The 20698-nt window shown below is 43.4% G+C and carries 18 protein-coding genes and 1 tRNA gene; 10 read left to right on the plus strand and 9 right to left on the minus strand.

Features of this window, described 5'->3' with window-relative positions; genetic code table 11:
- The first annotated feature begins 345 nt into the window (after positions 1–345).
- Both FTU82_RS05960 and htpX read left to right on the plus strand, forming a co-directional pair.
- Positions 346–1218, plus strand: a complete 873-nt coding sequence (locus FTU82_RS05960) for a lytic transglycosylase domain-containing protein (protein WP_100329088.1) — start codon at positions 346–348, stop codon at positions 1216–1218.
- Positions 1219–1393: 175 nt separating this feature from the next.
- The gene (gene htpX / locus FTU82_RS05965; protein ID WP_180101130.1) at positions 1394–2299 is read left to right on the plus strand and encodes a protease HtpX; all 906 of its coding nucleotides are present in this window, start codon (positions 1394–1396) and stop codon (positions 2297–2299) included.
- A gap of 82 nt (positions 2300–2381) precedes the next feature.
- Here htpX and FTU82_RS05970 read toward each other — a convergent pair whose 3' ends face one another.
- From FTU82_RS05970 to FTU82_RS05985, 4 genes are all read right to left on the minus strand, one after another.
- A complete protein-coding gene (locus FTU82_RS05970) occupies positions 2382–2963 on the minus strand; it encodes a DUF4112 domain-containing protein (RefSeq protein ID WP_005097695.1) in 582 nt (193 codons plus the stop codon).
- A 74-nt stretch (positions 2964–3037) separates the two neighbouring features.
- Positions 3038–4378: a magnesium transporter gene (mgtE, locus tag FTU82_RS05975; protein ID WP_180101131.1), complete on the minus strand. Its 1341-nt coding sequence runs from the start codon at positions 4376–4378 to the stop codon at positions 3038–3040.
- 133 nt (positions 4379–4511) lie between these two features.
- Positions 4512–7613: a multidrug efflux RND transporter permease subunit gene (locus FTU82_RS05980; protein WP_180101132.1), complete on the minus strand. Its 3102-nt coding sequence runs from the start codon at positions 7611–7613 to the stop codon at positions 4512–4514.
- 258 nt (positions 7614–7871) lie between these two features.
- Complete coding sequence (locus tag FTU82_RS05985; RefSeq protein ID WP_005169883.1) at positions 7872–9473, minus strand: isocitrate lyase; 1602 nt, start codon at positions 9471–9473, stop codon at positions 7872–7874.
- Positions 9474–10135: 662 nt separating this feature from the next.
- On the opposite strand from FTU82_RS05985, the gene FTU82_RS05990 reads away from it, so the two are divergent.
- The 3 genes from FTU82_RS05990 to FTU82_RS06000 all read left to right on the plus strand — a co-directional run bounded on the left by FTU82_RS05990 (position 10136) and on the right by FTU82_RS06000 (position 12903).
- The gene (locus tag FTU82_RS05990) at positions 10136–11125 is read left to right on the plus strand and encodes a LysR family transcriptional regulator (protein ID WP_005097703.1); all 990 of its coding nucleotides are present in this window, start codon (positions 10136–10138) and stop codon (positions 11123–11125) included.
- 127 nt (positions 11126–11252) lie between these two features.
- Positions 11253–12575 (plus strand): hemolysin family protein, encoded by a 1323-nt coding sequence (locus FTU82_RS05995; protein WP_180101133.1) that lies wholly within the window; start codon positions 11253–11255, stop codon positions 12573–12575.
- Between the two features lie 46 nt (positions 12576–12621).
- Positions 12622–12903: a hypothetical protein gene (locus FTU82_RS06000; RefSeq protein ID WP_005097706.1), complete on the plus strand. Its 282-nt coding sequence runs from the start codon at positions 12622–12624 to the stop codon at positions 12901–12903.
- Between the two features lie 52 nt (positions 12904–12955).
- On the opposite strand, the gene FTU82_RS06005 is transcribed toward FTU82_RS06000, so the two are convergent.
- Positions 12956–13462, minus strand: coding sequence for a hypothetical protein (locus tag FTU82_RS06005; protein WP_005097708.1), 507 nt, complete (start codon positions 13460–13462; stop codon positions 12956–12958).
- 174 nt (positions 13463–13636) lie between these two features.
- On the opposite strand from FTU82_RS06005, the gene FTU82_RS06010 reads away from it, so the two are divergent.
- The 3 genes from FTU82_RS06010 to FTU82_RS06020 all read left to right on the plus strand — a co-directional run bounded on the left by FTU82_RS06010 (position 13637) and on the right by FTU82_RS06020 (position 15395).
- Positions 13637–14365 (plus strand): hypothetical protein, encoded by a 729-nt coding sequence (locus tag FTU82_RS06010; protein ID WP_100534866.1) that lies wholly within the window; start codon positions 13637–13639, stop codon positions 14363–14365.
- Between the two features lie 169 nt (positions 14366–14534).
- Positions 14535–14620: transfer RNA gene (locus tag FTU82_RS06015), tRNA-Leu, on the plus strand.
- A 91-nt stretch (positions 14621–14711) separates the two neighbouring features.
- Positions 14712–15395: a hypothetical protein gene (locus FTU82_RS06020; RefSeq protein ID WP_100329093.1), complete on the plus strand. Its 684-nt coding sequence runs from the start codon at positions 14712–14714 to the stop codon at positions 15393–15395.
- 32 nt (positions 15396–15427) lie between these two features.
- On the opposite strand, the gene FTU82_RS06025 is transcribed toward FTU82_RS06020, so the two are convergent.
- The 4 genes from FTU82_RS06025 to rlmE all read right to left on the minus strand — a co-directional run bounded on the left by FTU82_RS06025 (position 15428) and on the right by rlmE (position 19544).
- A complete protein-coding gene (locus tag FTU82_RS06025; protein ID WP_180101134.1) occupies positions 15428–15742 on the minus strand; it encodes a DUF5713 family protein in 315 nt (104 codons plus the stop codon).
- 108 nt (positions 15743–15850) lie between these two features.
- On the minus strand, positions 15851–16702 hold the full coding sequence (gene folP / locus FTU82_RS06030) for a dihydropteroate synthase (protein ID WP_159138239.1): 852 nt from the start codon (positions 16700–16702) through the stop codon (positions 15851–15853).
- Positions 16703–16871: 169 nt separating this feature from the next.
- Positions 16872–18761 carry an ATP-dependent zinc metalloprotease FtsH gene (ftsH, locus tag FTU82_RS06035; RefSeq protein WP_100355633.1) on the minus strand — a complete coding sequence of 630 codons (1890 nt, stop codon included), beginning with the start codon at positions 18759–18761 and terminating at the stop codon, positions 16872–16874.
- A 132-nt stretch (positions 18762–18893) separates the two neighbouring features.
- Positions 18894–19544 carry a 23S rRNA (uridine(2552)-2'-O)-methyltransferase RlmE gene (rlmE, locus tag FTU82_RS06040; RefSeq protein WP_005097715.1) on the minus strand — a complete coding sequence of 217 codons (651 nt, stop codon included), beginning with the start codon at positions 19542–19544 and terminating at the stop codon, positions 18894–18896.
- 197 nt (positions 19545–19741) lie between these two features.
- On the opposite strand from rlmE, the gene yhbY reads away from it, so the two are divergent.
- Both yhbY and FTU82_RS06050 read left to right on the plus strand, forming a co-directional pair.
- On the plus strand, positions 19742–20065 hold the full coding sequence (yhbY, locus tag FTU82_RS06045) for a ribosome assembly RNA-binding protein YhbY (protein ID WP_074383400.1): 324 nt from the start codon (positions 19742–19744) through the stop codon (positions 20063–20065).
- Between the two features lie 11 nt (positions 20066–20076).
- A complete protein-coding gene (locus tag FTU82_RS06050; protein WP_005169863.1) occupies positions 20077–20616 on the plus strand; it encodes a DOMON-like domain-containing protein in 540 nt (179 codons plus the stop codon).
- Positions 20617–20698 lie beyond the last annotated feature (82 nt).

Below are 20698 nucleotides of genomic sequence, written 5' to 3' on the forward strand. Positions count from 1 at the left end.
AGCAAGATGCCTAGTTTTTGGACTTTTCCACAGTTGTCCACAAAAGCTGTGGATAACTTTGTGGATTGAAACGCACTTGACAAGTTCTTCGTCTCAAAAGATAAGGCTTTTCTTTGAATTGATCACTTTTTAACCAATTTAATTATTAATAAAAATCAACTAGTTAAACCTGTCAACCCTAAGGTTTTAAATTAAATCATATTTTTTTTTCTAACTCTAAAATGTAAAAAATGGCTTGCACTTACAAACTCGTTTATAAATGCAGCGTACAAGTCTTTCTATTCCGTAATTTTTTGTTAAACTCATCATTAAATTTTTCTCGATTGTGTTTACCTAATATAAACAATGAAAATAAATTTGCGTGTTTTGGGGTGTCATGGGATCAGTGCTGTGCTATTGGCGAGTTGTTGCCAGTTGGTCTATGCCGGTCAAACCATTTATCAGTTGCGCGATAGCAATGGCAGCACCTTATTAACCAATAAGAAAAGTCGCTATAACCATCTTCAGGTTGAAAAGAAGACCTATTATCCAGACAGTAATATTCATAGTTATAGCAATTGGGGTTCCAGTGAAGCTTCGGTCTTGCCGAGCTATAGTAGAAATAAAAATGCTTATGATTCGATTATTCGCCAGGCAGCGCAAACCTATGGTGTCTCTGAAGGCCTGATCAAAGCCGTGATGCATACCGAGTCCGGTTTTAATGTACAGGCTCGCTCTCCAGTCGGTGCACAAGGCCTGATGCAACTCATGCCGGCGACAGCACGTCGTTTTAATGTCAGCAATGCCTATGACCCGCAGCAGAATATTATGGCCGGGGCCAAATATCTGGCCTGGTTATTGAAACGCTTTAATGGCAATACCACCTTGGCACTGGCAGGTTATAATGCCGGCGAAGGCAATGTGGCCAAATATAAGGGGGTGCCACCTTTTCGTGAAACTCAGGACTATGTCCGCCGTGTCAGCAGCCGTTATCAGAACTTGTACGCACAGGGACTGGGTAGCACCAGTGGTACATATACCGCTTCCTCTGATACTGGTCGTGTCATTGCCAGCTCTGCCAATTATTCAACTGAAACCACGACGGCGTCCAATGTTCAGGCGGCAAAATATCAGCGTCAGATCATTGCACGAGCAGATGGTAGCTTCACTGATGCACCGATGGGTTCTTATGCCAATGCCAATGCGACAGCATCTGCAAAAATATATTTAAGTGAGTAATTTTGAAACAGCTTTGTTTTTAAAGACCTATCTTTCAATATGGACAAAAAACATACTGTCTTTTTGTAGCGAATTGCTATTTTTTTCTTGAAATCTTATCGATTTCACCTCATATTGATTTCAATGATTTACATTCAATAATCAGATTATTTTTCTGTAATAAGAGGATTTCTCAATGATGCGGATTGGTTTGTTCTTGCTAACCAACCTCGCGGTACTGGTTGTAGCTGGCATTATCTTGTCACTCTTCGGTGTCGGTAGTTACCATGGCGCAGGTGGCTTGAATCTAGGCAACCTGTTGGTCATCTGTTTCGTGTTCGGTATGGTTGGCTCAATGATTTCCCTGTTCATGTCTAAATGGATGGCGAAAAAGACCACGGGTACTGAACTTATTGACCCGAATGCACCTCGTAACCAAGCTGAAGCCTGGTTGCTCCATGAAGTTGCACAACTTTCTCAGCGTGCAGGCATTAAAATGCCGGAAGTGGGTATTTTCCCATCTTATCAATCCAATGCCTTTGCCACTGGCTGGAATAAAAACGATGCTTTAGTAGCCGTATCGACTGGCCTGCTGGAGCGTATGAACAAAGACGAGCTTCGTGCAGTATTGGCGCATGAGATTGGTCACGTCGCCAATGGTGATATGGTCACTCTGGCACTGATTCAGGGTGTTGTGAACGCCTTCGTCATGTTCTTCGCACGTGTTGCGGGTGATTTTATTGACCGTAACGTTTTTGGTCGTGAAGAAGGTGAAGCACCGGGTATTGCCTATTTTGTAATTACCATCGTACTGGATATCATATTCGGTATTCTGGCGTCGTCGATTGTGATGTGGTTCTCCCGTCAGCGTGAGTATCGTGCCGATGAAGCCGGTGCGCGCTTGGCAGGTAAACAGGCTATGATTTCAGCATTATTGCGCTTACAGGCAGAGTCTGAAATGCCAGATGCCATGCCGAAAGAAATGAAAGCATTTGCGATTTCTGCGGGTAAAGAAGAAGGCTTTAGCCTTGCTGCCTTGTTCCAGACGCATCCAAGCATCGAACAACGTGTTGCTGCACTACAACAGCTTGATTGTGCTTAAGTAATACTATTCATTGATTGAAAAAAGCCTGCACTTGCAGGCTTTTTTATTGGATTCAATTATTCATTATTTATATAGGCCGTTATGCGCTAATCCACTGATACAACGCCATCGCACCCCACCCAATCGCAAAAACAAATAGAATCAGGAACAAGGCGCCTAAAATATCCGGGATATGAATCCAGATCCAGGCCACTACAGGATTGCGCCAAAATGCAGATTGCTGCTGTTTGCGTTCCAGGCTTTCATGCAAAAAAGGGTGTACCACATGTCGATCACTGTGAATCTGATATTCTTCGCGAATATGAACATGCACCACATCAAGCGCCTTGCGACTGGGACGAATAAAAATATCAAAAATGGTGCCTGCCACTGGAATAAATCCAACCACTGCATCCATCACCGCCAGTTTCATGACCGGATTCAGCTTGGCACTCGGCACCCCAATCTGTTTGGCCTTATGAATGGCATAACAGGTCAATACAAAACCGGCGATATCTCCAGCGACCGGAATCGTACTCAGCGCGGCATCTGCCCCTACCCCTTGCTTGGTAAATGGAATACGTACCACTGAATCCATCATGTTGGCAAACTTGGCCAGATCACGTTCCAGACGAATGACCTCTTGTTGACTCAGTTTTGTTTTTTGTCCAGGCTCAGGCATATGTGATTCCAAAAATAGGACTGACTTTCATCAGCATAAATTATTTTGAGACCAAAGTTGTAGCAATCTGTGAATTAAAACAATAATTTGGAAGCAACAAATAGATAAATAATCACACCGGTGGCATCACAAATAGAGGTCACCAAAGGTGCAGAGGCACTGGCCGGATCCATCTTAAACTTGTTCAGAATAAAAGGCAGACTCATGCCAATCAGGCAGCCCATCAGCACAATGCCGAGCATACTGATCGCTAGAACCACAGCCACCATGATATCCCCTCGGACATAACCCAACACCGAGACAGCCAGTGCCATGGTGCCACCCAGACACAACGCCACCAAGGTTTCCCGGCTGAGCAGGCTAAACCAGTCTCTAAATTCTACATCACCGGTGGCCAAAGCACGCACCATCAAGGTCGCCGACTGCGAGCCGGCATTACCGCCACTGCCCACCAGCAATGGCAGGAAAAAAACCAGAACAATATGCGCGGCAATGGTCTCTTCATAATGTGCAATGCCAATGCCGGACAATAGACTGCCAAAGACCAGAATCACCAGCCAAGATACACGCTTCTGATACAGTGTAAAAATAGGCGCAGTTTTTAAACTTAATTCAGTTAAAGGCTCAACCGCCCCTGACTTTAAAATATCCTCGGTGGTTTCGGCTTCCATGATGTCCATGGCATCATCATAAGTGACAATTCCAAGAATTTTTTTATGCTCATCGACAATCGGCAAAGCCATAAAATCATAATAGGTTAAAGTTTTTGCAACATCTTCTTGGTCATCCCCAATCTTGGCGTAAATCACATCTCTTTGCATGATTTCGGCAATGCTGGTTTCAGGACTGGCCTGAATCATCTGCCTTAAAGAGACTACCCCGATCAGCTGGTCCTGCTCATCAACAATATAAATCAGATACAGGGTTTCCTGATCTGCGGCCACCACACGCAACATTTGGATAGCGTCATGAATCGACAGATCCTGATGCAAAGAAACAAAACTGGAGCTCATCAGCGCACCAGCAGTCCCTTCAGGATAAATCGCCAGATCTTTTAGGGTTTGCCGACTCGCTTCGGACAATTTTGCCATGAGCTGCTGCTGCAGCTGTGGAGAACATCGTTTATAAACATCGACAAAGTTGTCCGAATCGAGCGCATTTAAAATCGCAATAATCTGTGCGACCGGTAATTGCTCAGCCAGACTGACTTGTTGGCTGAGTGGCATAAACTCGAATACCCGGCTCGGTTCTTTGAGTTCCTGAAAAATCCGGATCTGTTCTTCTAACTTCAAACCTTTTAAAATACTGGCCTGATCGGCGACATTCAGATCATTTAATAAGCCAATCGCCATAGCATGGTGTTCAGAACGGATCTGTTGTTGAATATGCTGTATTTTTTCTGAAATTTTCGGCATAGGCAGTCCATGGCTATAAGCGCAAAGGCGTGGATTTTAGCATCATCCTCCGAACATTACCCCTGCTCTCAGTGCATCTAAATCATCACAGCCGGATTGAGTCAGGCTATTGATTGTTTTTCTGAGCGCACGATCATGAATCAACCGGTTCTTTTTTAGCCATTAAACTTCGAATCATCACATACATAAAGGGAATAAAAATTAGCACCAGCACGGTTCCAAAAATTACGCCGCCGAATACACTGACACCAATTTCCTGACGGCTTACCGCACCTGCTCCCGTGGCAAAGACCAGAGGTAAAATCCCGGCGCCAAAAGCCAAGGAAGTCATCAGGATCGGACGCAGACGCAAGGACGCACCTTCTAATGCTGCCTCCACCACCGATTTGCCCTGTTGCTGTGCCAGCGAAGCAAATTCCACAATCAGAATGGCATTCTTACAGGACAAGCCAATGGTGGTCAGCAAGGCAATCTGAAAATAGATATCATTCGGGAAGCCAGCCAAATAACTGAAAATAATATTGCCGCCAATACCAAGAGGAATTGCTGACATCACTGCAGTAGGAATACTCCAGCTTTCATACAATGCGGCCAGACACAGGAAAATAAAACCTATCGAAATCAGATACAGCCAGATGGCCTGATTATTGGACTGTTTTTCTTCAAAGGATAAACCGCTCCAGACCACATCTACGCCGTCCTGTTCAGCAATCAGCGCCTCTACATCCTGCATGGCCTGACCGGAGCTGCTGCCTTGAGCCCGATCCGCTTCCATCTGTAGTGCGGTATAGCCCATGAAACGGTTGACCACTTCCGGACCACCACTCCAGTCCACTTGCGAGAAGTTACTAAAAGGCACCATTTGATTCTGGTCATTACGGACATGCCATTGTGCCAGATCTTCCGGCTTGGAACGAAATTCGGCATCGCCCTGCATGATCACCCGTTTAATCCGGCCGCGATCAATAAAGTCATTGATATAACTGCCACCCCAAGCGCTAGATAAGGTGCTGTTAATTGCCGTTTGGGTCAGACCATTGGCCATGGCCTGTTTTTGGTCAATATTGACGCGTAGTTCGGCTTTTTCAGGATTAGAACGTTTACCCAGATTTTCAAAGCTTGCATAATTGCCAGCCTGAGCTTCCAGTGCCTGAAATTGCTGTTCCAGATACTGCCGGCCATTACCATTGATATCCCGAATCCAGAAATCCAGACCATCGGTTTGTCCCAGACCATTGACTGACGCGGGCATGGATACGTTGATTTGTGCATTAGGGTTACTTTGAAAATGCTTCAAAGCCCGTTCACGAATCGCGGGTGCGGTATTGTCCTGACCGGAACGTTCATTCCAGTGTTTTAATGCCACAAAACCGGTGGCCAGATTCTGGCCAGTTCCCGAGAAATTGCGGCCATAACGAATCATCACCAGGCTGACATTGGCCTGTTCCTGATCCAGAAAATATTTACGAACCTCTTCTCCGACCTGAATGGTATTTTTCATCGGAGCACCTTCCTGCACTTTGATTTGCAGGCTTAAAATCCCCTGATCTTCACTCGGCAAAAAACTGGTTGGCAAAGCACGGTAAAACAGTGCAAAGACACAGATCAAGCCGGCAAAAAGCAGTAAACAAATGGCCTGATGCTGAATCGTGACTTTGGAAAGATGCAGATAACGATGCTTTAAATGATCCAGCTTCTGGTTAAACCATGCCGCCCATTTTGCCGGTTTCGGATTCGGTTTCAGAATGAGCGCACACAGTGCTGGGGTTAGAATCAAGGCCACCAATAAGGATAAGGACATGGCCGCAACCAAAGTGATGGAGAACTGTCGGTAGATCACCCCGGTAGAACCGCCAAAGAACGCCATCGGAATAAAGACTGCGGTTAGAACTAAGGTAATTCCGACCAATGCCCCACTAATTTCCTGCATGGACTCTAACGCCGCCTCTTTGGCAGACAAATGCTGTTCATGCATCAGCCGTTCCACGTTTTCTACCACCACAATCGCATCATCAACCAATAGACCAATGGCCAGAACCAAAGCGAATAAGGTCAAGGTGTTGATACTCATGCCCAGTGCATACAGCACTGCCATGGTTCCCAAAATCACCACCGGCACCGTTACGGTAGGAATCAAGGTGGCACGCCAGTTCTGCAAGAAAATGAACATCACCATGATAACCAGAATGATCGCTTCGATCAGGGTTTTGACCACCTCTTTAATCGACTCTTGTACAAAGGGCGTATTGTCTCGTGGGTAGGCAATTTTATAGCCTTCGGGCAATTGCTGGGAAATACGGGCAACTTCAGCTTTAATCAAGTTTGAGGTGGCAATGGCATTGGCACCTGAGGCCAGAGAAATCCCAAGACCTGCCGAAGGATAACCATTGTTGGTGCTATAAGACTGATAACTTTCAGCACCAAGTTCGACCCGTGCAATATCTTTTAAATAAATAAAACTACCGGCACGATCCGATTTGACAATAATATTCTGGAATTCTTCAACGGTTTTTAGACGGGAACCCGAGGTGACTTTAGCATTCAGGTATTGTTCATCCACTGCCGGAAAATCCCCAATCGCGCCCGCAGCCACCTGAGTATTCTGAGCTTCAATGGCGGCACGAACATCGCTTGGCATCAGCTTATACTGTTTGAGTTTTCCTGGATCCAGCCAGATCCGCATCGCATATTGAGAACCAAAAACATCGACTTCACCAATGCCTTCAATCCGGGAAATGTCCTGCTCCAGATGTGTCATCAAGTAATCAGAAAGTTCAATATTGTTACTGCGGCCGGACTCATCATACAGGCTGATCACCATATGGGTATCGCCGAGAGATTTAAACACGTTAACGCCCTGGCGTTGGACATCTTCCGGTAAACGGTTCAATACCCCATTAATCGCATTTTGTACCTGAACCTGTGCTGTATCGGGGTCGGTACCATTTTCAAAGCTGATGCTGACCCGGCTGCGCCCTGAAGAATCACTACTCGAACTAAAATACAGTAAATGGTCAATCCCTTTAATCTGCTGCTCCAGCACCTGGGTCACGCTTTCTTCCACAGTTTCCGCAGAAGCGCCACTATAGGTTGCTGCCACCGTTATCCGTGGCGGGGCAATATCCGGATAACGTTCCACTGGCAGGTTCATCACTGCGAACAGGCCAATCGCCATCACGACAATCGCCAATACCCCAGCAAAGATCGGGCGGTGGATAAAAAATTTAGACAGCATAAGTCCGAGTCACTTTTTAATTAAATAGGGATGAATTTAGACCAAATACGAGCAAGCTATATCTAAGTATTCAGTGACATAGCAGTAAAATGCAAGAATTAAACACATAATAACTGTGATAAAAACCAATCATGGAGAAATTATGGATGATCTTACTTGAATACTTTCTTGAGGTTGCCATTTCCTATTTATTAATAGCATTTTTCCAAATAAAAAACCCTGCAGATGCAGGGTTTTTTGGTGAATCAATTCAGCAGATTAAGCACTGAACTGGTTCATTGTGTTTTTAGCGTCATCACCAGCTTTCAATGCATTGTCACCAGCGAAGATTTCTTTGTGGTCATCACCGATGTCAGAACCAGCCATTGCCTGGTGTTTAACACATGCGATACCGCCGCGGATTTCTTTACGTTGTACGCCAGCAACATAAGCCAACATGCCTTCAGAACCGAAGTAACCTTGAGCAAGTTCATGCGTAGAAAGTGCAGCTGTGTGGTAAGTCGGAAGTGTGATCAAGTGATGGAACACACCCGCTTCACGCGCAGCATCTGCTTGGAAGGTACGAACTTTTTCGTCAGCTTCAGCAGCCAGTTCAGTTGCATCGTACTCAGCGCTCATTAACTTAGCACGGTCGTAAGCAGAAACGTCTTTACCTTCAGCAACCCAACGGTCATACGCTTGTTGACGGAAGTTAAGCGTCCAGTTGAATGAAGGTGAGTTGTTGTATACAAGTTTCGCATTTGGAACTGTTTCTTTCACACGGTTTACCATGTGAGCGATTTCAGCAACGTTTGGTGTCGCAGTTTCGATCCAAAGAAGATCAGCACCATTTTGCAAGCTGGTTACACAGTCAAGTACAACGCGGTCAATTTGCGTGCCTTCACGGAACTGGTACAAGCCAGAAGCAAGACGTTTAGGACGGTGAAGTTTGCCATCACGTTTGATCAGGATTTCATCTTCTTGTGCATCAGCGATATCAATTTCAGATGTTTCCAAGTAGCTGATATATTGAGAAGCGATGTCGCCTGGCTCTTTAACCACTGGGATTTTTTGAGTCAGGTCAGCGCCTTCAGAGTCAGTACGTGCAACGATGATACCGTCGTCAAGACCCATTTCAAGGAATGCATAGCGAAGTGCGTGGATTTTCGCGATGAAGTCTTCGTGTGGCACAGTTACTTTACCAGCTTGGTGACCACATTGTTTCGCGTCAGACACCTGGTTTTCGATTTGTAGTGCACATGCACCCGCTTCGATCATTTTCTTAGCTAAAAGATAAGTCGCTTCTTCGTTACCGAAACCCGCATCGATGTCCGCAATAATTGGCACAACGTGAGTCTGGAAGTTGTCGATTTGTGAAGTCAATTCAGCTGCTTTAGCAGTATCGCCTGCTTCTTGTGCTTTTTTAAGTGCACGGAACAAGTCGTTCAATTCTTTCGCGTCAGCTTGACGTAAGAATGTGTAGATTTCTTCGATCAATGCAGGAACAGAAGTTTTTTCGTGCATTGATTGGTCAGGAAGTGGACCAAATTCTGAACGAAGTGCTGCAACCATCCAACCAGAAAGGTAAATGTAGCGACGTTCAGTCGTACCGAAGTATTTTTTGTTGGCAATCATTTTTTGTTGTGCGATGAAACCATGCCAGCAACCTAATGATTGAGTGTATTTGCTAGAGTCTGCATCATAAGCAGCCATATCACGACGCATAATTGCCGCGGTATATTTCGCAATGTCTAAACCAGTTTTGAAACGGTTTTGGATTTGCATACGCGCAGCATCTTCAGGACTGATGTCTGCCCAAGTGTTACCGAATTTCGCTTTCAATTCGCGGATTGCATCAATCGCTGTTTGGTATGTAGTCATGATATTTTCCTGTAATAATATTAGGATTTTTCTGCAACGAACCGTTCAAATCACACCCTCAGTAACTTGTTTAGATTTTCGCCGGTCCGTTGGGATAGCTAAAGATTAGTGGGCTTATGAAAATTAATCCAATAGTCTGCAAGAATCTTCAGTATTTATTTAAAAAATGAGTAGATGAAAGTCTTAGTATAATCCTGTGATGTTAAAATAAGATATTGTTTTATTTTATATTTTACTAAAATAAAATTGATCGTTTTTCCTTCAGACTGCTTAAAAATACTTCATTAGACTTAAGTCTGGGCTTGGCTCAAATCCACTTTTATTAAAAAATAATCATGATTTTGAATTATTTCTTAGGCTGAAGCATTTATCAAGATAGCACACTTTTCACGCAATTATTCACGCAATTACAGCTGTATTTTTAAAGTTTAAAGCTTGGCTATGGAGCTGTTGATCTGCATACATAAAAATACTGAAATTTTGCTTAGCCCGTGCTTCTACTCAGTCGAATAAAATCATTAATCATTCAGCTTAAACCTGCATCAATTCCCTAGATTTTATCTGCTTTCTCATGGCTTTTTTTTCATCAGCGCTTTACACAAAGCCCGGCAGTTATGGCATAATCAGCATAATTTCTTGTATTTATTCTCGGTATTTCTTTTATGAATCTGGAGCGGGTCGATCTCAATCTATTAATTTATCTTGATGTACTTCTTCGCGAAAAAAATGTCACCCGTGCAGCCGAACAATTGGGCGTTACCCAGCCTGCCATGAGTAATATTTTACGCCGATTACGCAATTTATTTAATGATCCTCTCCTGATCCGTTCTTCTGAAGGCATGACACCAACAGAACGTGCACTTGAGTTACAGCCACGTATCCGGGATGCGCTGGCTGACTTGTCCATGATTCTGGAACCGCGTACCGAGTTCCGTCCTTATACGTCAAATCGTGTCTTCCGGATTATGACCTCGGATTATGCCGAAGCGACACTGGTTCCTCGGCTGGTCAAAGCCTTACGTTCAGAAGCACCGAACGTGGTCTTGGACTTTCTAACCCCGAGTGATGTGTCTTATCGTGACATGGAACAAGGCAAAGTTGATCTGGCGATTAACCGTTTTAATGAAATACCGCAAAGTTTTCATCAGGTTCTGGTCTGGCGTGACAGTTTTTCCTGTTTATTAAACAATAAACACCCCGCTGCAACCAACCTGAACTTAAAAAGCTATCTGGATGCACAGCATATCTGGGTCTCTAAAACCGGTATGGGTGTGGGCTTCGGGGTCAACCCGGAGAAACAGGCCGGTTTAGGCTGGATCGATCAGGCTTTGGAACGTATTGGCCAGAAACGTAAAATCTCGGTCTTTACCCGTCATTATCAAATGCCAGGTTTATTGGCCTCCAATGTCGATCTGGTGGCAACCCTGCCTTCACGGATCGCACGCCTGCAAGCCAAGAATCATAATTTAATTCTGAAAGATCCACCATTTTATATTCCCGAATTTGAACTCAAAATGGCATGGTGCCCTCTATTGCATCATCACCCTGCACATCGCTGGTTACGTCAGCTGATTTTGTATGTTGCGCGTCAAATGATTGAAGAAGAAAATCGTGAATTCCTGAGCAATAACTCTCAATTTTCACACTATTAAACTCAAATTCTTCTAAATTCTTATTTTTTAAGATTATACTTTGAAGGCTTGAGAGGTAGTTTTTACACCTCAAGCCTTTTTTTGTGTTAAAAATATCCCAAGATACTATTCATCCACAGGTGGATTTGTGAGCCTCTTACAAAATATCGTGATTATCTTAATACTCATCGCGGGGGCCGGTTTTTTATCTTTAACAGAAATCGCCCTCGCAGGTGCCCGTAAAGTCAAACTGAAAATTCTGGCTGAATCGGGTGAACATCGCGCTCAAAAAGTTTTAGATCTACAAGAAAATTCTGCTGACTTCTTTGCAGCCTCTCAAATCGGTTTAAATGCAGTCGCCATTCTTGGCGGTATTTTAGGTGAAGGAGCCTTCCGTCCTTATATTTTTAATTTTGTTTCCCGCTTTTACCAGGGTCCGTGGGCTGAAAACATTAGCTTTGCACTTTCCTTCACTGTCGTCACTTCTTTATTTATTTTATTTGCAGACTTGATGCCGAAACGTCTGGCCATGATTGCGCCAGAAAAGATCGCAGTCTCGGTCATTGAACCCATTCAGATTTTCATTAAAGTCTGTAAGCCTTTGGCCTGGCTCATTAATGTTATTGCCAACATGCTGTTCCGTCTGTTTAAAGTGAATACCATTCGTGATGATAATATTACCTTTGATGATATTTCCGCAGTGATGGATGCAGGTGCACAGGCTGGCGTACTGCAAAAACAGGAACATCATTTCATTGAAAATGTATTCGAGCTGGAAGAGCGTAATGTACCTTCGAGTATGACTACCCGTGAGAATGTGGTGTTCTTTACCTTAAATGAACCAGAAGAAAGTATTCGGCAAAAGCTGGCGGAATATCCCTATTCCAAGTTTCTGGTGTGTAGCAATGACATCGACAGTGTGATTGGCTATGTCGATGCCAAAGATATTCTGGTGCGGATTCTGAATAACCAGTCGCTGCTACAGTTAAATGAAAATACCATCCGTAATGTCCTGACCATTCCGGATACTTTAACTTTATCGGAAGTTCTGGACCGTTTTCGCTCGACCAAGGAAAAATTTGCCGTCGTCATTAATGAATATGCGCTGGTGGTTGGGGTGATTACCCTCTCCGACATTATGATTACTGTAATGGGCGACTGGGTGACACCAATTGAAGCCGATCAGCAAATTATTAAGCGTGACAATAATTCCTGGTTGATTGAAGGCAGCACGCCAATTGAAGACATGAAACATGCGCTTGAAATCGACTCAATGCCAGATGAGGAAAATTACGAAACACTGGCTGGTTTTATGATGTTCAAGCTGCGTAAAATTCCGCGTCCTGCCGATACCGTCATTCATGCCGGTTATAAATTTGAAGTCGTCGATGTCGATCATTTCAAGATTGACCAGTTGCTGGTGACTCGGATCATTGAAATCAATCCATTAATTCAGGAAGAATTAGAATAATCTGATTCTTCCTCTATTTTAAAATAAAAATCATAAGGATAGAGTGATGTCCATTTCTGCGCTGTTGGCTTGTTTTAGTTTTTATTCAGGACTGTATTTAATCTATTTCTTTTTTGCTCAACAACAAAATCCGCTGTTCTTGTTTTTAGCGATCATTTTATTGATTTTTGCTTGCATCATTACCCCTTATGGTTACCAGCGTCACCGTGGCCATTATGACCGAACCATGAGTTGGGGACAGTATTTGGCCATACCTTTGATTTTATGGGGACGACTATTTATCGTTCCTATCAGTTTTATTTTAAGTTTGTTTTATTCAAACCAGTAAATTCAATCATAAAAAAGCACCTAACGGTGCTTTTTTACATCTATTGAGGTGCTTAGATCTTTGTTAACAATGCATCTAAAACAGCTTGATAGTGAATCTGGATATCATCTTCTAGAATCTTGTAAGCATTGTCGAACTGCACCATAGGCCAGCCTTCTTTCCAGAATGGAAAAATATTATGCAGGTCATGGGTAACAATCGCATCTTCACGCAGAATCGCTTGTGCAATCTGGGACAGCACTTGTGCCGTTTCAGCGCCATCAATCGCCATATAGTCGATTCCGCGCGCTTTTAAAATACGGACGCGGTCTTTTTTATAACGGATTTTTTTGATTTGTGCCGTATTCAGGCCCAAAGCCAAAGATACCGCTTCGACAAATTTGTCTTCAAATGACTGATTCAATGCCACTAACGCTTCTTTATGCGCTTCCTGACGACCAGCTTTACCACCCTGACGAATCACTTCTTTCGCCTCAGTATTTAGTTCATCCTTTTTCATGCTTTGCAGGATGTCTAAAATTTCGATGTCGCTTAACGCCTCAGGAGATTGATCAGTCATAAACTGTCCTTAAAAAAATAAATCTTGAATCGGCTATTTTCGCATAATTCGTGGCTAAAAAACTAAAATCTTCGTGATTAAAGCAATGATAAGCGCTGAAAATGGATTTGTCCTGTGATTCTGCGTCAAATCGACTATAGTGCCTGTGTCTATTTCTGAATCAATCTCTGGATGATGCCCACTACCCAAGTGACTTTGTTGCTGCAGCAACTTCAACAACAGTATCCGACTGCATTTAAAGGCAATTACCTGTTCTATAGCCAGATCAAAATCCGTGGGATCTGGGATAAAGCCAAGCTTTTGATTCCCTGGGTCTTGGCAGCCATGATTTTTATTCCCGTCAGTTTGATGTTCGGTGACGTCATAAAGCAATCTTTTGTGCAAGTGAGCGAATTTCAGGCGCAAAGTTATGCCATTTTGGCGATACTGTTGTTCCTGATGTTGAGTCTCACCTTAATTCTGCAACAGGTTCAGCATTCTTCTTATTCGCTATATCAGTTATTACGCCATACCCCAATCAAGATGGCTGTGGTGATTATACTACAAACCTTAAATCTGTTTTTTGTACAAAGTAGCCTGCTGATGTGGAGTTTATTCTTTTTTGGAGTCAGCTTTGGCTTTATCCGTTTTTATCGGGAAAACTTGTTCCGGGAAAACAGCCAAAATACTGAACATTATCAGTTGCAACAATTACGTAGAATCTGCTTCTGGGCTTATAAACAGACCTGTATGCTTCGACTAAAATTACGTTTTTGTTCAAACAATCATCCTCAGCATGCCGAACTAAAACAGCAATTAAATCACTATGCCGAGTTATATATCCAACTGCTGAAACATGAGCATCAATACTGTAAAACCATCAAGCATCTGGATGTCGACAGTTATCTGGACGAGAACTCATAGTTCGCTCTATTATTTTGATTAGCCATCTTGAATATTTCTAATAAGGGGCCTTAAAAACAGATTGATCTGCTAATTTTTTAGAGAGAAGCCACGGAATTGCTTGAAAAGAAAGCAATCATTTAGAAATGTGCTTGCCAAGCTTTATTTCGTCCTCTATTATTGCGCACATGCCCGAGTGGTGAAATCGGTAGACACAGGGGATTTAAAATCCCCCGCCCACAAAGCGTGCCAGTTCGAGTCTGGCCTCGGGCACCATTTTAATCTTTATTAAAATGGTGCAATAGAAAACCCAGCATTAGGCTGGTTTTTTTGTGCCTGAATTTTATTCTTTTAGCGCGAAATCCTCATGTCAGAATTAAAATACTTCGATCTCGCCACATTACAATTACGCCATCCAGACGCTTTTTTCCTGAAGCTGCGTTATAGCCGCTTCAAATTTAATGCCCTGCAAAATCTCCAGTTTGTGATCGCGATTAATTTACTGTCTCTTTTAATCTGCGTGGCCTGTAGCATCAGCTCAGTACTTCTGGAATATTATTTTTTCAAGAATGCCACGATCGCCTTTAATGTCACCTTGATCATGTTAATGGCCCTGCTTTATCCCTATATCTGGTATGCACAATATCAGGCACAATTCAGCTCCAAAGCCTATAGTCAGCGTTTGCAGAACTGTCTGTATCTGCAAATTCCGATTTTTCTGGTTTTATTGCTGAATCTGTATGTAATTCATTCAGATATGCTGGTGATCATCAGCATGATCATTTTAGCGCTTTCCTCTTTTGGCGCTGTCACCTTAGAACCTTTATTTAAAAGTTCTTGTAGTGCAATTGATCAGATCAAACTGCAAAAACTGCGGCAGCTGGCCTTTTGGGCCTATCAACAGTCCAGATCCAAAACACCGCAACCGATTCAGGACCAGTCAAATCTGCAAGCTTATTACCAGAATCTTTATCAGCAATGCATGCATGAAGAGCAAAAATTACTCAGCTCGATTCGCTTTAAAAGTTTTAAAGACTATTTCTACAAATAATAAAAAACCCTGCAGTAGCAGGGTTTTATCGATCACCATTCACGATTGGTAATCAGCTCTTCCATTTCAATCTCGAACAACCCGTGCTCTTGCACCACCATCATCATGGCTTCGGCAATATAATCTGCAGCGGTATCATCCAGAGATGAATCCAGATCTTCAAACTGCGGTTTCATGGCATTAATATCAGCAACGGTCAGATGGGCAAGCTGGTAAATTTCTTGATCTGAAAAAGCTGATTTAGCGACTTTTTGGGCAAAATGTTCGATGTGCTGTTTGATTTCAGCAACCAGAATATCGGGATAATACGCATCATCGAACATGGGGAGAAGTAAATCTGCAAACATTACAGGCACTCTAAAAGATGACAATTTAATCTAAGCGTGCCTATATAGCACATTGTTGCCTGAAAGCCAAACAACATTGCCAGATGCTTACTCTCCCGCCATCAATGTCTACGCCATCTGCATGGCTTGCCAGACTCTAATCGCATCCGCTGTCGCTTTCACATCATGTGCCCGTACCATACAGGCGCCCTGCTGAATACTGAGCAAATGTGCTGTTGCCGAACCCACCGCACGCGCCTGTGGTTCTGCGCCATCTAAGACAGCCCCAATAAAGCGTTTACGTGATAAGGCAGATAAAATCGGATAACCCATTTCTGTCAATTTATAAAATTCTTGAAGCAGCTTGAGATTTTGCTGAGCATTCTTGGCAAAACCAAACCCCGGATCAATCATGATATTTTCGGCTTTTACTCCTACATCCAAGGCATCCTGAACACGTTGAGATAGTTCGCCAATCACCTCGGTAGTGACATCCTCATATTGATCCAGATTGTTCATGGTGGTCGGCTCACCACGCATATGCATAATGATTACCGGAATATTTAATTCAGCGGCCGTTACTAAGGCATTGGGGCGGGTCAACGCACGGACGTCATTCCAGATATGCGCTCCGGCCTGAACCGCTGCACGAATCACTTCTGGTTGTGAAGTATCAATCGAGAGAACAACATCATGTTTTGCTAAGGCTTCAACCACAGGCACCACGCGGCGGATCTCTTCCTCTACGTCTACCACAGCGGCACCCGGACGGGTCGATTCCCCGCCGATATCAATTACGGTCGCACCTTCAGCCATCATCTCCAGCGCACGTGCAACTGCATCTTCTTTTTGATTATGCCGACCACCATCACTAAATGAGTCGGGGGTGACATTGAGAATTCCCATCACATGCGGCTGAGATAAGTCCAGTTTTAACTCACCAAATGTCCATACATGTGGTCGTAAAGGCATCAGCTGCATGTTTCCATTCTCGTTCACAATAATTCGAATATTGTCTTATGGATAGAGCAATAAAGCAAAGCTCGATAAGACATTTGCCCATTAGTTTTGAGTTAAATATAGCATTCAGAAAATTATCATAAAAATGACTGACATAAAAAAACCACCCGAAGGTGATTTTTTATTTAACTTAGTTGGCTGGCAATGGCGGTGGCGTTAACGGGCCATCATCTGGGGTTACATCAATCACAGGATTTTCTGCAACATAGACTTTTGGCGGTTGAGGCTCACGACCTTCCATAATGTCACGGATTTGATCACGATCAATAGTTTCCCATTCCATCAAGGCTTTGACCATCGCATGGGCAACATCTTTTTTACTTTCCAAGATATCGCGTGCGACTTTATATTGCTCATCCAGAATACGACGGATTTCACGATCGACTTCTAACTGGGTCGTTTCAGAAATACTGCGACTGCCAATACTACCCATAAACGATTGCTGTGCATCTTCTTCATAGACCATGACGCCCATTTTGTCAGACATACCGTATTTGGTCACCATCGCACGTGCCATTTTAGTTGCACGTTCGAAGTCGTTTGAAGCACCTGTCGACATTTGGTTAATGAAGACTTCTTCTGCAATACGACCACCAAACAAAATCGAAAGTTCATTCAACATTTTGTCTTTATAATGGCTGGTTTGGTCAAATTCAGGTAGCTGCCAGGTCACGCCCAATGCCCAGCCACGCGGCATAATGGTGACTTTATGCACAGGGTCTGTACCCGGCAAACTTTCAGCAACAATCGCATGACCTGCTTCATGATAAGCCGTCGCACGACGCTCTTCATCACGAAGTACCATCGATTTACGCTCAGGACCCATATAAAGCTTGTCTTTTGCATCTTCAAAGTCATGCATATCGACAGTATTCTTGTTACGGCGTGCAGCAAATAAAGCAGCTTCATTCACTAGGTTGGCCAATTGCGCACCCGAGAAGCCCGGTGTACCACGTGCAAGTACTTTAACATCGACCCCTGTGACTGAAGGCAATTTTTTCAAATGCACATTCAGGATTTGTTCACGACCCTTAATGTCTGGCAAACCAACCACAACTTGACGGTCAAAACGGCCTGGACGAAGTAATGCTTTATCCAGTACATCTGCACGGTTGGTTGCAGCAATCACGATAATGCCTTCATTGCCTTCAAAGCCGTCCATTTCCACCAGCATCTGGTTCAGCGTCTGCTCACGTTCATCGTGACCACCACCCGTACCTGAACCACGGTGACGACCGACTGCATCAATCTCATCAATAAAGATGATACATGGTGCATGACGTTTTGCCTGTTCGAACATGTCACGCACACGCGATGCACCAACACCCACAAACATTTCCACGAAGTCAGAACCTGAAATACTAAAGAATGGCACTTTAGCTTCACCGGCAATGGCTTTGGCAAGCAAGGTTTTACCTGTACCTGGAGGACCGACCATCAAAACACCACGTGGAATACTTGCACCGAGACGTTTAAATTTCGTTGGGTCTTTCAGGAAGTCGACAATTTCAACCACTTCTTGCTTGGCTTCATCACAACCGGCAACATCGACGAAAGTGACTTTAATCTGGTCTTCAGACAACATTTTGGCTTTAGACTTACCAAAACTCATTGGGCCGTTTTTACCACCTGCACCGCCACCCATGTTGCGCATAAAGAACATGAATAACAAAATGATTAAAAGCACAGGGAAACTTGCAATAAGCAACTGCATGAGCAAGCCTTGACGTTGTGGTGCTTCACCTTCGACCACAACATTATTTTTAATGAGGCTTGGCATCAGCTCAGGATCCTGAACTGCCGGACGAATACTTTCAAACTCTGAACCGTTTGATTTTTCGCCACGAATTCTTTCGCCGTCAATAACAACTTGTTTAATTTGGCCAGCATTGACCGCGGCAACAAACTCTGAGTAGTTCATTGTAGTCGGTTGATTGCGGTCACTGACGTTGCTGAAGATTAACACCAGCACACCCAGTATCACGAGCCACAATACGGCATTCTTAAAAAGATCGCTCAAAGCTTTATTCCCATTCCAATCTAATTTGATCATGCCCTGTTCAGGGTGACCTTAATACTTAAGCTGTAAATTAACTTACAATTATCTGAAAACGTACAAAATGCACAATTTTTAACGACTTGGCAAGTAGACTTATTTTAAAGCCTTCTTGCGTCCCTGCCCGATCAGGAAAACTTCTTTAGAGCGAGCACGTGATGCCAAGGGTTTAGATGTTTTCAGAATATCAAAACTATCAACCACTTGCTTACGGAATTCATCAAAACCTGAGCCTTGGAAAACTTTTACCACAAATTGACCTTTAGGGCCTAGCACCTTATTGGCAAAATCCAGTGCAAGTTCACACAAGTAAATCTGACGCGGTTGATCTACAGCCTTATTACCTGATGTATTGGGGGCCATATCTGAAATTACAACGTCTACAGTACGACCATCTAAAATTTCTAGCAGTTTTTGGAAAACTTCTTCTTCACGGAAGTCACCTTGCAGAAAAGTGACATCTGGTAAAGCATCCATTGGTAAAATATCAGATGCAATCAATAAACCCTTATCGCCAACAAGTTTACCGGCAATCTGTGACCAGCTGCCTGGCGCTGCGCCCAGGTCGACGACAGTCATACCAGGTTTAATGATTTTATACTTTTCTTGCATTTCTAAGAGCTTATATGCTGCACGCGCACGATAGCCTTCCTTTTGTGCCTTTTTCACATAAGGATCGTCTAAATGCTCTCTCATCCAATCACGACTACTTTTAGATAACTTTTGGTTGGTAATGCGTGTAGCCATAACTCTCTAAATAAAAAAATGTCTCATTATATTAATTGTACGTGAAAAAGACTTATTTTGCAGTATACATGTGTATCTAAATCTAAGGCTTTTGCTCTCTCCGTGGACAGATTGAATATGATTATTTCCTGATAATTTACAGCGTTTATTTTTTGCTTTTGCTATACTAAGCCGTTTTAAAATTCAGGTTATCTCTCATGGCGGCTTTATCTATTCAGGAACGTAAGCGTTTACGTCAAATCGGACATACACTTAACCCAGTCGTGATGCTAGGTGACAAAGGTCTGACGGAAAATGTCACCGAAGAATTAGCGCGTGCTTTAAACGATCACGAACTGATTAAAGTTAAAATTGTCGCTGAGGATCGTGAAGCGCGTGCAGCGCTGATTGCTGAAATTTCAGAAGCGACTGGTGCTGAAGTGGTTCAAACTATTGGTAAAATTGCGCTGCTTTATAAGAAAGCGGCAAAACAGAACCAAAAATTGTCCAATCTTGTTCGTTTCGCTCATTTGTCTAACTAAGTACAGGACTTATGGCAAGTTACGAACTTAGCGCATTTGATCGCCGTTTTCAGGCCATCTCTCTGGTTGCTGCCATTGAACAGCAAGGTCCATGTAGTTTAAATGTGGGCTTCTGGATCCGCGATCCCAATCATTACATCCTGTGGCCAGACATGGTAGCTGCACATCCCCGTCAGGATTTCTTGTGGGAACAGACCTGCTTTGAAATTTTTATTGGGGTTCAGGGTGAAGATTTTTATCGTGAGATTAATCTCTCCCCTTCTCAGGCCTGGCAGGCTTATCAATTTGAAGAATACCGCTATCCTGAAGATATGCCACCACAAGCTGCAGATGATATTGAGCTGAATCAGCTCAAACGTACCCATTATGGTCTCAATGTCAGTGTGGATCTGACCGATTTTATGGCAACACATAAACTCAAATGGGAAAACTTGTTCCTGGGTTTATCTGCTGTTTTAAAAACCTCGCAAGGTGACCAGTACTACGCGATGCAGCATAGTAGTCCTCAGGCAGATTTTCATAATAAACGTGACTGGTTGCATGTATTTTAGATCAGTCAAACCTGTATATCCTCTGTCTGAATCTGTAAAAGACTGATAAAACGTGAGACTTGAAGTCTCACGTTTTTGTTTG

This window comes from Acinetobacter sp. YH12151, from assembly GCF_013418355.1.
Taxonomy (GTDB): Bacteria; Pseudomonadota; Gammaproteobacteria; order Pseudomonadales; family Moraxellaceae; genus Acinetobacter; species Acinetobacter pseudolwoffii.